Source organism: Enterococcus sp. DIV0756 (assembly GCF_051710745.1).
Lineage (GTDB): Bacteria > Bacillota > Bacilli > Lactobacillales > Enterococcaceae > Enterococcus_A.
The window spans coordinates 954,364-968,679 of sequence record NZ_JBIOLF010000002.1; the positions used below are offsets into that span (position 1 = coordinate 954,364).

A 14,316-nucleotide genomic window follows, 5' to 3' on the forward strand; every position below is an offset into this window, starting at 1 on the left:
GGGAATAAACATGCAAGAAAATGTAGTAAGTAACTTTATTGATAATAGTAAACTCGGAAAATTCCATGTCACTTTGGTTGCTTTAGGTGTTTTTCTGATTGCTTTTACCGGGTATGGTGCAACAGCTTATGGCTCTATTATCACTTCCATCACTTCTGAGTGGAACTTGAATGCGACAGTATTAGGATATATGGGCAGTCTATCTGAATTTGGCTCGATGTTTGGTGCAGTAATCTTAAGTATCGTCAGCAATCGTTTAGGTGTAAAAAAGGTCTTGATCGGTTCAGTCTTGATATTCTGTGTCTTTACCTTTGGACAATCCGTAGTAAATACACCGGTATTATTCGCAATTTTCCGATTTTTAGCAGGTGTTGGTTTTGGCGGGGTGATTCCGTTAGTAATATCATTGCTGTCGGAATATGCCCCAAAGAGCAGCAAAAGTAAATCAGTAGCAATTGCTCTATGTGGAAATCAAATTGGTTCGATCATTGCTTCTCTATTAGCGATTGTAATACTGCCGCGTTTGGGTTGGCGTCCGGTGTTGTGGATGGCTTTCGTTCCTATTTTGTTCCTAATTTTCATTATTAAACTTGTGCCAGAATCGGCCCAATACTTAGTAAAACACCAAGAAACAGAAAAGCTGAAAAAAGTATTAGAAAGAATTGATCAGGATTATACGAAGAAGATTGATCTTGAACAGTTGAAAACAATGAGTGCTGAAGGGATACAACCAGAGAAAAAAGTATCGTATTTCGCACTATTTAACAGTCGTTTCATTCTCGTAACATTACTGGCTTGCATCATCTATATTATGGGGCTGCTTTTCATTAACGGAGTGATTGTCTGGTTGCCGGGAGTGATGGTTCAAAATGGCTTCTCATTAGGCTCTAGTTTAGCATTCTCGATCTTCTTGAATGTAGGAACGATCGCAGGTACGGTTGTATGGGGCGCAGTAGCTGATCGCAAAGGCTTTAAGGTCCTCTTACCAGCAATTTATGGAATTGGAGCAGTTGTATTAATGCTGATGGGTGTAAAAACCAATATCATCATTTTGTATCTATTTGTTTTCTTAATTGGTTTCTTTCTATTCTCGGCACATAGCCTAGTTAATGCTTTTGTTTCGCAACACTATCCAGAGGAGTTGCGTACTTCAGCGGTCGGCTTGGTGAATAGCGTAGGGCGTTTAGGCGGAATCTTTGGACCGACATTGGGCGGGTTGTTGTTATCTGCCAATGCATCAATCAGTACGTGGTTTATTACTTTTGGTGCTACTGGATTGATTGCTGCCGCTTCTTTCGTGGCGATCAACTTGATTACCAAATCAAAGGAAGCTGAAATTGATAAAGTAGATGTAGTAAAAGGTTAATCTAAAAAGAAGCAGTTGGTAAAATTATTATCAACTGCTTCTTTCTCTAATCAAGCCTTTTATACTCTGGTTAACGAAATGAAACCGGTTTGCTATAATGAATGAACAAGAGTTAGGAGGGAAAAGATGGAAAAAGATTACCTCTCTTCAGATGTATTAATGGATGTTGAATTTACAACTCAAACAGAAACAAAAATTCATTATCATGAAAATTTCGAGTTATTATATGTGTTAAATGGTGAATTATCACTGACAGTCGAGGGTGAAGAGTATCAGTTGAAGCAAAAAGATTTGATCATTGTTAATTATAACCGCAAGCATCGTTACATAGGATCTGATGATCTTTTTCTCGCTCGTTTTGTTATTTCATACAGCAAGGTGAAAGAATTATTAACTAAAGACATGATTCTGTTTTGGTGTAATTCCACGTTAGAAAAAAACGAATCTTATGATGAGATGAGAAAAATCATAGATCAGATTCTTAATCAGCAGATTGTGACAAATCAGAAAAATCAAATCTATAGAATGAGTTTGTATTATCAGCTACTTCATGTGATTTCTAAGAACTTTCTGTTGACCTCAGAAAATGTTCGATATCAATCGGAGAAGAAAAATGATAGTCGAATGGAAGAGATTTTCCAATTCATTCGAACGAATTATCAGAAAAGCATTACGTTGCAGGAATTAGCTGATCATTTCTTCCTTTCAACGGCCTATCTTTCAAAATACATCAAGAAGAAATGCAACGTTAGTTTTACAGATCTGGTCAATTCGGTGCGACTGACACATTCAATGACAGATTTGCTCTATACGGACGCGTCTATTATGAAAATCGCTATGGATAACGGATTTGCGAGTGTTGCTGCGTACAATAAAGTATTTAAAGAAGCCTACGATATGACGCCCTCCTTGTTTCGGAAAAATGCCGTAACAAAAGAAAAAAAAGAACAGCACACTCAAGATGAAGAAGAACTGCGTGAGAAACTTAATAGTTATCTAAATGAAAATCAGATAACCAATGATCAAGAGGAAGAAAGCCATGATCGAAGCATCTCATTTATTTTAGATCATCAAAAAGCTTATAAGCAGACCAGCTACTACAGTAAGCTAATCAATGCTGGGACAGCGATTGATTTAACTAAATCAGACTTTCAGGAACAAATCATTTACTTAAAAAATAAGCTTGGGGCGGAATATATACGTTTTTGGGACATCTATGACCCCAATCTTTATCTAGATATTCATGCGGCAAAGGAAAATTTAAACTTTAGCAAGCTGGATACGGCGATAGATTTTCTCGTCAAGAATCAGCTGAAACCTTATATCGAACTGGGGTTCAAACCGATTCGGCTATTGAAAAATACGCAAGATGCATTAGTGGAGATTCCGAGAAATGAAGATTTCGATTCACCAGAAGAAATGCAGCGCTTTTTCAGAGAATTGCTTCGGCACTTTATTAAACGCTATGGTTCAGAAGAGGTACAAAAATGGTATTTTGAATACTGGAAAAAAGAAGATATAGCTTTTCTAGATTTACGCTATAATTATTCGCCTCAAACGGAAGAAGTGCATCGCAATTATTTTTCAACCTTTGACAGAATCGCTAGAACCATGAGAAAAATTTTACCGGATATTAAAATTGGCGGTGGCGGATTTCCAGTGCAGCATTATGGAAATAAGGGCTTTCGCGATTTATTGTCATTATGGCAGGAATACGATGAGAAACCTAATTTCTTGACGATCACTTGTTATCCTTATCAATTAGAAAAGGAATCAGATAATTACTACGAAAAAAAATCAACGGACATTTTCTTTATCAAACATAATTTAGAGATCGTCAAAGAAGCATTAGCACAAAGTGCATTTCCAGAGACGCCGATCCATGTTTCAGAGTATAGTCTGACACTCTCTAATCGAAATCCAGTCAATGACCATTGTGCGAAGGGGAGTTATTTGATTCAAAATATGATCTCAACAATCGGTGGCGCCGAGTTGTTTGGACATTGGCTAGGCACAGATATCTATGCGGATCTTCAGGATTCTCAAGAATTTCTTTTTGGAGGCTGTGGTTTACTTACGAAGACAGGAGTAGCGAAACCGGCCTTTTATGCACTTGAATTTCTAAATTCGCTATATGAAGATATCTATTATAAAGAAAAACATTGCATTGTTACAGGAAATACGAGAGGTTCTTTTCGCCTTGCTTGTCACAACTATCGTAAATTAAATTTTAATTACTACCTGACAGATGAGAGTAAAATTCAACTAGAAAATTTGTCCAATTTCTTTGAAGACAATGAAGCCTTAACATTGAATATCGATATTAACGGTGTCGAAAATGGCGGTTATATCATAAAATCACGTGTGGTAAACCGTGCACATGGTAGTGTTCAAGATGAATGGAGTCGCTTTGACTTAAAAGAGTTGAGTATGAATGAACAGGACTATTTGCATCGCATCAGTACTCCACGGCTGTTAAACACAAAAGTAAAAGTTGAGAATAATCGTCTACAATTTTCGATTCATTTAAAGCCTCATGAAATCCGTTATTTGCATGTAACAATGGAATAATCCATAACCTGAAATATCTTTGATTCGTCTAGGGATATTTCAGGTCTTTTATTGGACAAAATCTGACAGTCATTTTTTTGCCTTTTCAAACACGAGGCCTTTTCTAAGAAAGAAATCAGCCTAATTCCCTTACTATTTTGCCCATAACTTCGGCGGAGTTAGCTAAGGACAAACGCTATTATTATCATTAAGAAAACGTTGAAGGACCAATATGTATGCGGATTACTTGAAAAAGAAAGGACCTAGATTGAGATGAGTGAAAAAGAGCAAATTCATGGGATTACACAAGGAGAGATTGTTCCATTAAGCGAAGTGAAAGATCCGATCTTTTCAGAGGAGATGATGGGAAAAGGAGCAGCAATGAGACCAAATCTAGGAGAAATTTATGCTCCTTTTGATGGGGTTGTCGTCAGCGTATTTCCGACGAAACATGCGATTACGTTGAAGAGTGATCAGGGTTGTGAGGTATTGATTCATGTAGGGATTGATACAGTTAATCTGAATGGAGAACTTTTGGAGCCGCTAGTTTCAGAAAATGACCGTGTAAAAACAGGGGATCTAATCATGCGTTTTGATTTAGAGAAAATAAAGGAGCGAGGATATGATCCCATTATTCCACTAGTGATCCTAAATACGCCAGATTATAAGATAATCGAGGTTAACGAATTGGAACAGGGAGATCGTGAGACACTTCTATTGGATATTGAGAAAGCCGAGATACCAATGGAAAAAAAGGAAATGAACTCAAAAGAATATGCTTTAGAACATGCCATCATTCGTACATTGGGAGGTAAAGACAATATCACTTCACTGGGGCATTGCGCCACCAGATTGAGGATTAACTTAAAGGATGAAGCAGCTGCAGACGAAGAAAAGCTGGAAAAAATTCCTGGTGTACTAGGTATCGTTAAATCCATGGGTGGATTGCAGATCGTCATCGGCAATACCGTTAATCAAGTCTATGACAATATTCAAAAGCTCTACAATATAGAAAGTTCGACAGAGGAAATGAAAGAAAAAGGATCGGTTCCAAATCGGATTTTGAACGTATTATCCGATATTTTAAGCCCAGCAGTTCCATTGATTATGGCTAGCGGATTTATTTCTGCAATTCTGGTCATTATGACTCGATTAGGTATGGATCAGGAAAGCTCGACCTATGTAATTTTAAATAGCGCCGCCAATGTCGTTTTCTATTTCTTACCAATGATGTTGGCTTATACCGCATCGAAGAGGTTTAAATGCAATACGATCTATGCGCTATTTTTAGGAGGACTGTTTTTACATCCGAATATTCTAGGCTTCGCTCAAAAAGGTGGAACTGTTGATTTATTTCACTTGCCTGTGACAGCTGTGGACTACTCTTCTAGTTTATTGCCGATCATTTTAAGCGTGTGGGTTCTGTCATACGTCGAAAAACTAGCTGACAAATATGTTCCGGATGCGGCCAAATATGTTTTTAAACCTTTTGCAATCGTGGTGGTTATGTTACCGATCGCCTTGTGTATTACTGGTCCGGCAGGATTCTTATTGGGTGAAGGAATCGGAAGTATTCTAACTTTGATCTATAGCCATGCAAGCTGGTTAGCAATTCTATTAGTAGCTTCTTTTGCTCCACTTTTAGTCATGACAGGGATGCACATCGCCTTGACTCCGATAATTATTTTGACAAACTTTGAGAACTTAGGCTATGACAATATGCTGCTGATTGCTTTTATTGGAATGAACTTCTCACAATTCGCGGTGGCATTAGCGGTGATGTTCAAGACGAAGAAACGTAATCTAAAACAGCTTGCGGCTAGCTGTGCGATTACGGCATTTTTAAGCGGCATTACAGAGCCAACTCTTTATGGAATCAGTGTGAAGCTGAAAAAACCTTTTTATGCGACCTTTATTGGTTGCATCGCAAACGGTATTTTTTGTGCCATCGCCAATGTTAAAATCTTTTCATTTGCGCCACCATCATTTTTTACATTACCAATCTTTATGAATCCTGATGGGTCAAATACGAACTTTATATTAGCTTTGTGCACGATTGGAATCACGATTGTAGTGACCTTTGTGGCAACCTGGGTTTTAGGATTCGATGATTCGATTTTTGAGACAGAGAGTTAAGAGGGAGAGACATGGGGAAAAAGTTATTCGTTTTTGATCTTGATGGAACTCTGCTAACAAGTAAAAATCAGTTACTTCAAAGCACGGTGCTAGCATTGGATTACTTACAAAGAAAACACACGGTAATGTTGGCAACAGGACGAAGTCGTTTTCTCATCAAAGATATTTTAGATGAGTTAGCTATAAAAGATTATATTGTTTGCAATGGTTCTGCTGCTTTTCTTAACGATAGACAGGTGTTTAAGAGAACACTAGAAAAAAATAAATTAAAGACTCTACTTACCCATTTTAGGAAACAAAAGATTGATATTGCATTAACTGGACTAGATCATTTTTGTCGGATATCCTCGTTTCAAGTTTCTCAAATGGAACAAGCAATGCGCTCTATCGGTGGAGAAATCCCTGACTATTTACCAGATTTCCACTTGAAAAATGATATCTATCAGGGACTGGCATTTTATGCCCCGCAGCTTGATGAAAGAATACAGAGAGAATTTTCAGATTTTCGTTTTGTTCGTTGGCATCCTTCATTCGTTGATATCGTCCCTAATCAAGGGTCGAAGGCAGTCACAATGCTGACTATTGCACAAAACTTAGGAATAAAAACTGAGAACATTATTGCCTTTGGTGATGAAACAAATGATATTGAGATGTTAACAGCGGCTGGAACGGGGATAGCTATGGGCAATGCTAATGATTCTGTAAAAGCAATCGCTGATTTTGTGACCAAAACGAATGATGATGATGGTATCGTGTATGCGTTAGAAAAGTTCAAGCTATTATAAAGTGAGGGTGGAGAATGCTAATTTTTCCACCTTTTTTGTGTCGTAATGTAATTACTATATCTTGTCTTTAATTTTACCTTAGTCTGAATTTAAAAAAAAACTGAGCAAAATGTATCGAAAAAATGGGCAATATACAGACAGCCTTCGAATGAGGTATGCCTTATGATTAAACTATAGCAATGTTAAGCGTATCGAAAGAAATACTGTAGTTTTGTCACTTTTTAATAGGAGGAAGAAAGTGAAGTATCTAGTAATTTGTATTAATAGAGATAAAACAAAAGAAGAAAAAAATTTTAAAACTTGTCGTGAAGCACTGTGCTTTGCAACCAATTATAATAAGATAAAGTCCAGCAAAATTTACAAAGAAGGTTTCTTGATTCAGAAATTTATCTATTAGCTATTTTAATACTAAACTCTTTATTCTGTATAAACTATTGGAATTACGGATCATCAGAAAATTATGTATTGTAATTTTTGTCGATTAATCTTTATTTGCAAATATATATTATTACTATGAAGCCTAATCATCTTAACTTGATGATTGGGTTATTTTTTGTACTCAAAAGGGGGAACAAGTAATGTTCGATACACAAGAAAATCGCTATGTCACGAGGGGAGTAAATGAACTAGTACCAAAGGAAATACAGCGACATTGTTTTCAGTTGACTGATGAAAAGGCAAAGGAAGCAGAGATTCAGTTAGATTATCTACAAATCTTTGAGTTCAATCGAAACGACTGAATAGGTATTTTTGTGATTGTCCAACAACAAGAATAATTGCCATTTATTTATAGTTTTGAAAATGAAACATACGTTCCAAATCCTGAATACTACCAATATGTTTATTATATAGTAAAACTGAAAGCTAGACGTATTTGTTATACGGGGAGCCGTATCATAAATAGGGATATAATTTTTTAAAATTGTCCATCAAACATGTAAAAGTAGGGATTAATTAACTTTAAAAGCCAGATCATATTCACATGTTGGTAAAAGTATCACATAAGTATCTCGCAGGTCATGGGCTACTTGAAAGTAAGAAGTGCGACGTTTATCCATGAGCAGCAGAGAAACTTAGTCTATAAATATTTTCTGGTCAAGGGGCTATTACGTGAGCACAGTCGGCCTGAATCAGAAAACAACTGAAAAATATACATGAGAACAAAAATCAGATGATCGAATTCGAGATAGTATAAGTAAACGAGAAAATGATACTGGAGGACTTCCTGCGGTTTAGGAACAAACGACTAAATTTACTGAAGTTGAAAAACGAAGATTCGTTTTCCAACTGTATCACCATCAAGCTAAGGATAAACATTATAAAAGAACACTGATCGTGTGTCCTGAGTGTAGTAATAAAAATTCATAAAGTTCGTTTCCTTTTAACTGAAATGGTTCAACAGAAGCACGCAAACCAAGCCTTACGACCAATACAAAGGTAAGGCTTTTTTTGCCAAAGTGATTAACCCTAGAACTAAACCTCCTCAAAAAAAAGACAAGGGCAGAATTTAGCCGCTATCATCAGGTTCGTGGGAGCGAATCTCTGTATCCACATTCTCTCGCGTTTTCCTTGAAAGCAGACGGTTGATCAGACCTTTGCGTGCTTTCTTAGACTTTGTTGCTGGTTGTGATTGTACAATGTGTGTTGGTTGCGGACGCTCAGTAAGTACAGTAGGTTCAATCGGGTTAGGGACAGACTTTTCTTTTAAATTTACAGCATCAATCGGTAAAGTATTTGCTGGTAATGGGAAGTGATTTTTTTCATTAAACGCTTCTTTTTCTTCTAAAGAAATCGCCATTCGTGGCGAGCGATCCTCAGGAATTTTCGTAGGTGTTTTAGGAAGTGCTTTAGACCCTGTTTCAGAAACTGGCATAGGAAAAAGAGCGGAAGATTGCTCCGTTTCAGGGGCTTCAGGAAGCTCCTCCGATGCGTTCGTGAATAGAGTGACTTCGGTTGTGGTCACAAATTTGGCTGAGAGGACGGAATCAAAAAATTTCACGCCGTCTTGTTCAAAAATATCAAGGGTCGTAAGTAATTCGCAGGCTTCTTTGATTTCTTCTACGGGCAGGCTGGTATTGACTTCTTTGTAGCGCCAGTTATGGTTTTTGCCATTGCTTTTCGCAAACTTCACGACTAAATCAGTTGTTTCATCAATCATTTCTTTTTTCTCCTTTCAAGTTTTTCTGGATTACTTAAGGCTTATCAGGTTCTGTTGTGTTATCAGGGCGGACAAATGACATCAGGGAACGGGCAACGGAGACGACTTTTTCACCGAAGTTTCTCAACGGAAAGACTCGCAAGGTCAGTCTTTTCCACTCAGGGGCGTCAAAGTAATCTTTAAAATAATAGAAAAAGCGTTTCATGGTACGTGTCGCTTTCGTATTCATGAAGAGATAGCGGACAAGGTCCTCTAAAATGTGAGCAAACTCCTGTGCACCAAGCTTAAAGCGGACGCGTAGGGCGACAAGGTACTTGATAGTTAAGCTGCTGTTTTGGGTTTCTTGGTAAAAGGTCATGATTCGTGCTTCAAGTGTCTCAGGTTTTAGTGAAAAAATTTGCTGGTGCGTCAAAAGTGTTTTATTCATGGATCGTATCCTCCTAATTCGTTTTAAAATTTTCTTTTTATGAAAAAATCGTTCGATTCAAATGCTGTTTACCATTCAACTAAATTGCTGGAACGATAAACTAGCTGGTAAAATTAATTATTTTTCTGACTAAGAGTCCTGCAAAGAGTAGAACTGACATCCTCATTAATAGAGAAGGCGGTACGTCTACTGCAACTTCTCAAATTCATCCTTCCTTATTTGATGTACCGAGATTGGCTGGTTAGGATCACGCCTTCTAGGTAGTTGTTCTCTGGTGAAAGTTCTGTCATGATGGCTCCCAGTTCTAGCACAGCTTCTTCGGCTGGTTCATCGATGACGTTTTGGAAGTTCACCTTTCTTTGCTTGTCTTCTCCTGCATCGATTTATACTTGTACTTTGTTGCAATTTTTTTGAATTATTTTTCATTTCTCCGTATGTTGTAGCTTTGTTCCGGCCGGTTACTTAACGATAAAGGTGAAACACAAACTTGGTCAAAACCGGCAAAATTACATTTTGGGGTCAAAATTGCACGGATTTCTGTCCTTTTTTTGCGAGGTATCACTTAAGAAGAGGATTTGTCTAAAAATCACCTCAAAAAACATACAAATTTCAAATGCAAATGCAATTTTGCCCACTTTGACAAATTTTATATTTTATTCAGTGGAGTAGAATGTTGAACTGACAGTATTTTGGGTAGTAAAACTTCTTTTAAAAAAAGCGAAAAACCTTGTTTGACTTAATGCTTTCTTAATAATTAAAATGGAAAACGTTTCTCTATCAGATGCGGGAAAACATGGACTATTAGATTCGAAATATTTTTTTGCGACAATCTCTGAGGTGATTGAAATCTGATTTTCTCCTCTGTAAGGACTTCTGATGAGTTTATTGAACTAACAGTATGTAGGTAACTGAATGGGCAACTGACAAATGTTGAGTTAGCAGTTACATAAAAATTCATTAGCAAACGATCGCATTTACTGATCTAGCTAAAAACGACCACGCACTATTACTAACAATAGTACGTGGTCGTTTGTGTCAATTATTATTATGAGGAGATCTTGTTTTTACAACTATCTGGGACTTTTTCTTGATTGCTGCGCTAATCATTCTGATGTTTCAATAAAAAGATAAACTCCTCAAAATTGTTTGAGTTGGCTAAGAGATTAGCCTTTTCTTTATCCCATAAAATTTTTACAATCGTGTTGTAAATGTCCATAAATTTTTTCCGATCATCCTTTTGAACAGCAATCATTAGAACGATATTTATAGTATTTTCTCCCCATTTTATACCTTCTTCATTTATTAACACACAAAACATTGTTTTTTTAGCATTCATCTCTATGGCATGGGGAATAGCGAAAGTATCGAAAAAACAAGTGGAAGACATCGCTTCTCTTCTAAAGACTGATTCAGTGAAATCAGATTCAGCTAAACCAAAATCAATTATTTCTTGCGACAGAAATGTTATCGCTTCTTCCTTTGTTTGAAGCTTAGAGGTCTTAAAGAAGAGCTTCTCATGAAAGAATGAAGACAACAGTTTATTTTGGTAATTCATTTCTTTTTCTTTGATACATAATCGAATCGCGTTATCGACTTCAAGCTGATCCATAAGAGAGAAAAACGGAGAAACCGTAACAACTTTCTTACCGATAACATTTATCGGATTGGTTGAAATAATTAGATCCACTGTAGAATCAATACTATTTTCTGGTGCTCCGTTATTTGTACTTCGTATTTCTATGTGATCACCATGTGTTTCGTTAAGCTTTTTCATAATGTTATCACTGATACGATGGTAATCCTTTGTTAAAAGTAAAATTTTAATTAATCGAGTGTCCTCAGTAGAGTTTTCAATCAGAAAACCAATGTGGATACTGATATAATCAATTTCTTCATCGGAAATGAAGATACCGTATTTTGAAGCAATTTTCTCTGATATGGAAATTGCTACTTCATAGATGAATGGGCAGTTCCTTTTTAAGTTATCTAAGACTTCATTGCTAACTAATTGTTTCGAAGAAGCCCGTTTTATTAGACCATCTATATGCAACGCAAAATTATAAAGAAATTGCTGGTAATTGATGTCCAAAAGATAATAATTGAACGTTTCTAGCAAAATATCATTTATTTCGCCAATAAAGTCTTGTGTGATCACTTCTAGCGAATACTCATCGCTTTCTTTCAGACTAATAGGTTTGATTTGTCCCATAATCAAAGTCGCCACGTAAATGATGTCATTTTCTTTGGGCTGAATATGCCAGTGATCAGCATATTGATTGCATATATCTAATGAAATTCGATATTCAACGGAGTCTGCTGTTACTAAAGAATCAGGAATCGTTTCTATGTAGGAATCCGTACGCATTCGATATAGTGCAAGAATGATGTTGATTAATAAATTTGAAGAATAATTTTTCTCAACAAAAAAATCGTACTTATGGATTGCATTTAAGATAATCGACTTTGTTTTTGATAGATCAATTTCTCCGAAAAAAGAAGATAAGTTATCGATAGTATTAAAGGTGGGATCGACTTCATTCATGATTAGGCTACTAATAAATCTACGTTTATTAAGCTCAGTTCCTGAAATATTGAGCAATCCTTTATGTCGGCTAATTTTCAAACAGAATTTTTCCAAATCATGATCGATTTCTCTTAGTTTATTTTCTAAAGTGGAGAGACTAATAAAAAACATGTCTGCTAGTTCTTCAATTCGAATACTTTTCTTACTAAAAAATAGTTTCTTCAATAGTTGATGATTTAAATCCTTTTCGTCCTCTTCAAATACAGTAAAAGATGGTAATAAGTTTGAATCAATAGAGTAGCCTTTATTACTTGACTTTATAAGAGGCAGTTCTTTATTTATCAGAGAAATCTCCTTTTGAATGGTTCTTAATGACAGATCAAGAATGATAGCTAAAGATTTTCCTTTGACAGGAATTGTACTGTTTACAAGTTCAGCAATAATCCTTTTTTGTCTATTAGTAAAACTGTATTGTTCCAAAATAATCACCTCTTTTTAAGTATTCAACTTTATTATATAACGGAGAACTTGAATAAGACAAAATTATAATTGCGGGGTACAACGCAAATTAATAAATTGCGGGGTGCTATGAAAAAACAGATTTGAATAGGTAAATTAAGCTAGCTATATTGGAATTAGAGAAAGGGGTTACAGAAAATGGACAAAAGTGAAGTACAAAGTATCGCATTTCAATTAATCGGAAAAGCTGGAGAAGCTTATGATCATTTCTATAAGGCGATTGAGTGTAGCAAGCAGCAAGATTTTGATGGTGCTGAAAAGGAAATAAAACAAGGGAATGAAAAATTGAATGCAGCACATAAATCACAAACTAAATTACTAACAGCAGAAGCAAATGAAGAAGATATTGCGTTTAGTATTATTCTTATTCATGCCCAAGATCATTTGATGGGAACAATTATGTTTGAACGGATCGCTAAAGAATTTATTGAACTATATAGAGAAAGGGATGGAAACAAGAATGGCTAACAACTTTCTTTGGGGGAGCGCAACCGCAGCTTATCAATGTGAGGGAGCATGGAATGAAGATGGTAAAGGGTTATCCAATTGGGATGTGTTCTGTCATAGCGAAAAGAACAATGTGAATCCAGTTACTGGTGATATCGCGAGTGATCATTATCATCGATATGAAGAAGACATAAAAATGATGGCTGAAGGAGGCCAAAATGCGTATCGTTTTTCAATCGCTTGGACACGTATTATTCCTAATGGTATTGGTGAGATAAATCAAAAGGGGATTGATTTTTATAATCGGTTGATAGATACCTGTTTAAAGTATAAGATTGAGCCTCTTGTTACATTGTATCACTATGATTTACCACAGACACTCTTTGAAAAAGGTGGTTGGGAGAATCGCGAGACAACAGATGCTTTTGAAGAATATGCAAAAGTTTGTTTTAGAGAATTTGGCGACCGAGTCAACTACTGGATGACCATTAATGAACCTAATTATGATACCTTGTGTTCTTATGCTATTGGAAACTATCCACCGAATGTACAGGATTTAAATCGACGTTGGCATGCAATGTATCATTTAATGCTCGCAAGTGCAAAAGCCGTCAACGTTTATCGAAAAATGGATTTTACCGGAGAGATTGGATTAGTTTCAGACAGTTATTCGATTGAGGTACTTCAAAATACTCCAGAATACTCTCAAGCGAAAGAAAATGCCGATTTATTCTTTAATCGAAGTGTCAATGATGTATGTGTATATGGTCAGTATTCTGAGAGATTTATTCAAAAATTAGTCACCGATGGCATGGATGTTTCGTATATGCTTGAAGAAGATAAGAATATTTTTCAGACAGGAAGGGTTGATTTTCTTGGTATTAATGCGTATGACCGGATTTTAGTAAAACCGTATACAGGTGGTGAGACTGTTCTAACAAACAATAATACTGGAACAGGCGATGCTCCTAAGGCAGTAATCAAGGATTGGTTCGAGTTCGATGATGATCCTACAACAGAGAAAAATCCATGGGGAATGGAGATTTATCCTAAGTCAATTTATGATCTGTTGCTTGAGTTAAAACAACTCTATCCAGACACGCCGATTATTATTACTGAAAATGGTGTTGGGCACTATGATAAATTAATTGATGAAAAAATTGAAGACTCTTACAGAATTGATTATCTTAAAGGGTTTATTGACAATTTGCTGGAGGCAAAGGAAAAGGGTTGCGATGTTCGAGGCTATCTTGTCTGGTCGACAATGGATTTATACAGTTGGATTAATGGTTATGAAAAAAGATACGGGTTAGTATATGTTGATTTTGATAACGAAAATCAAAGAATACCAAAGGACAGCTATTATTGGTACAGAGACTTTATTAGAAATTATGAGGAGTGATA

General features: G+C 36.2%; 12 protein-coding genes and 1 pseudogene. 9 read left to right on the forward strand and 4 right to left on the reverse strand.

All coding sequences use genetic code 11. The annotated features are described in order from the left end of the window. The first annotated feature begins 10 nt into the window (after window positions 1–10). From IGI44_RS20975 to IGI44_RS21005, 7 genes and pseudogenes are all read left to right on the forward strand, one after another. Window positions 11–1,366 carry an MFS transporter gene (locus IGI44_RS20975; RefSeq protein ID WP_438789857.1) on the forward strand — a complete coding sequence of 452 codons (1,356 nt, stop codon included), beginning with the start codon at window positions 11–13 and terminating at the stop codon, window positions 1,364–1,366. A 126-nt stretch (window positions 1,367–1,492) separates the two neighbouring features. Beyond that, window positions 1,493–3,937 carry a GH39 family glycosyl hydrolase gene (locus IGI44_RS20980; RefSeq protein ID WP_438789858.1) on the forward strand — a complete coding sequence of 815 codons (2,445 nt, stop codon included), beginning with the start codon at window positions 1,493–1,495 and terminating at the stop codon, window positions 3,935–3,937. 252 nt (window positions 3,938–4,189) lie between these two features. Continuing rightward, entirely contained in the window at window positions 4,190–6,052 is a 1,863-nt protein-coding gene (locus IGI44_RS20985; RefSeq protein WP_438789859.1) for a glucose PTS transporter subunit IIA, read from the forward strand. Between the two features lie 11 nt (window positions 6,053–6,063). Beyond that, complete coding sequence (locus IGI44_RS20990) at window positions 6,064–6,837, forward strand: HAD family hydrolase (RefSeq protein WP_438789860.1); 774 nt, start codon at window positions 6,064–6,066, stop codon at window positions 6,835–6,837. Window positions 6,838–7,075: 238 nt separating this feature from the next. Further along, the gene (locus IGI44_RS20995; protein WP_438789861.1) at window positions 7,076–7,234 is read left to right on the forward strand and encodes a hypothetical protein; all 159 of its coding nucleotides are present in this window, start codon (window positions 7,076–7,078) and stop codon (window positions 7,232–7,234) included. A gap of 181 nt (window positions 7,235–7,415) precedes the next feature. Continuing rightward, window positions 7,416–7,577, forward strand: coding sequence for a DUF960 family protein (locus tag IGI44_RS21000; protein ID WP_438789862.1), 162 nt, complete (start codon window positions 7,416–7,418; stop codon window positions 7,575–7,577). 227 nt (window positions 7,578–7,804) lie between these two features. Further along, window positions 7,805–7,995: pseudogene (locus tag IGI44_RS21005) on the forward strand (transposase); the annotation flags it as partial. Window positions 7,996–8,344: 349 nt separating this feature from the next. Here the strand turns inward: IGI44_RS21005 and IGI44_RS21010 are convergent. The 4 genes from IGI44_RS21010 to IGI44_RS21025 all read right to left on the reverse strand — a co-directional run bounded on the left by IGI44_RS21010 (window position 8,345) and on the right by IGI44_RS21025 (window position 12,426). After that, window positions 8,345–8,995 (reverse strand): DUF2922 family protein, encoded by a 651-nt coding sequence (locus tag IGI44_RS21010; RefSeq protein WP_438789863.1) that lies wholly within the window; start codon window positions 8,993–8,995, stop codon window positions 8,345–8,347. A gap of 34 nt (window positions 8,996–9,029) precedes the next feature. Then, entirely contained in the window at window positions 9,030–9,422 is a 393-nt protein-coding gene (locus tag IGI44_RS21015; protein ID WP_438789864.1) for a hypothetical protein, read from the reverse strand. A gap of 215 nt (window positions 9,423–9,637) precedes the next feature. Further along, window positions 9,638–9,775 carry a hypothetical protein gene (locus IGI44_RS21020; RefSeq protein WP_438789865.1) on the reverse strand — a complete coding sequence of 46 codons (138 nt, stop codon included), beginning with the start codon at window positions 9,773–9,775 and terminating at the stop codon, window positions 9,638–9,640. Between the two features lie 746 nt (window positions 9,776–10,521). Further along, window positions 10,522–12,426, reverse strand: a complete 1,905-nt coding sequence (locus IGI44_RS21025; protein WP_438789866.1) for a BglG family transcription antiterminator — start codon at window positions 12,424–12,426, stop codon at window positions 10,522–10,524. Between the two features lie 177 nt (window positions 12,427–12,603). Between IGI44_RS21025 and IGI44_RS21030 the strand changes: the two genes are divergently transcribed. Beyond that, a complete protein-coding gene (locus tag IGI44_RS21030) occupies window positions 12,604–12,933 on the forward strand; it encodes a PTS lactose/cellobiose transporter subunit IIA (protein ID WP_438789867.1) in 330 nt (109 codons plus the stop codon). Next, window positions 12,926–14,314 (forward strand): glycoside hydrolase family 1 protein, encoded by a 1,389-nt coding sequence (locus tag IGI44_RS21035; RefSeq protein WP_438789868.1) that lies wholly within the window; start codon window positions 12,926–12,928, stop codon window positions 14,312–14,314. The genes IGI44_RS21030 and IGI44_RS21035 overlap by 8 nt, the downstream gene beginning before the upstream one ends. The last annotated feature ends 2 nt before the right edge of the window (window positions 14,315–14,316 follow it).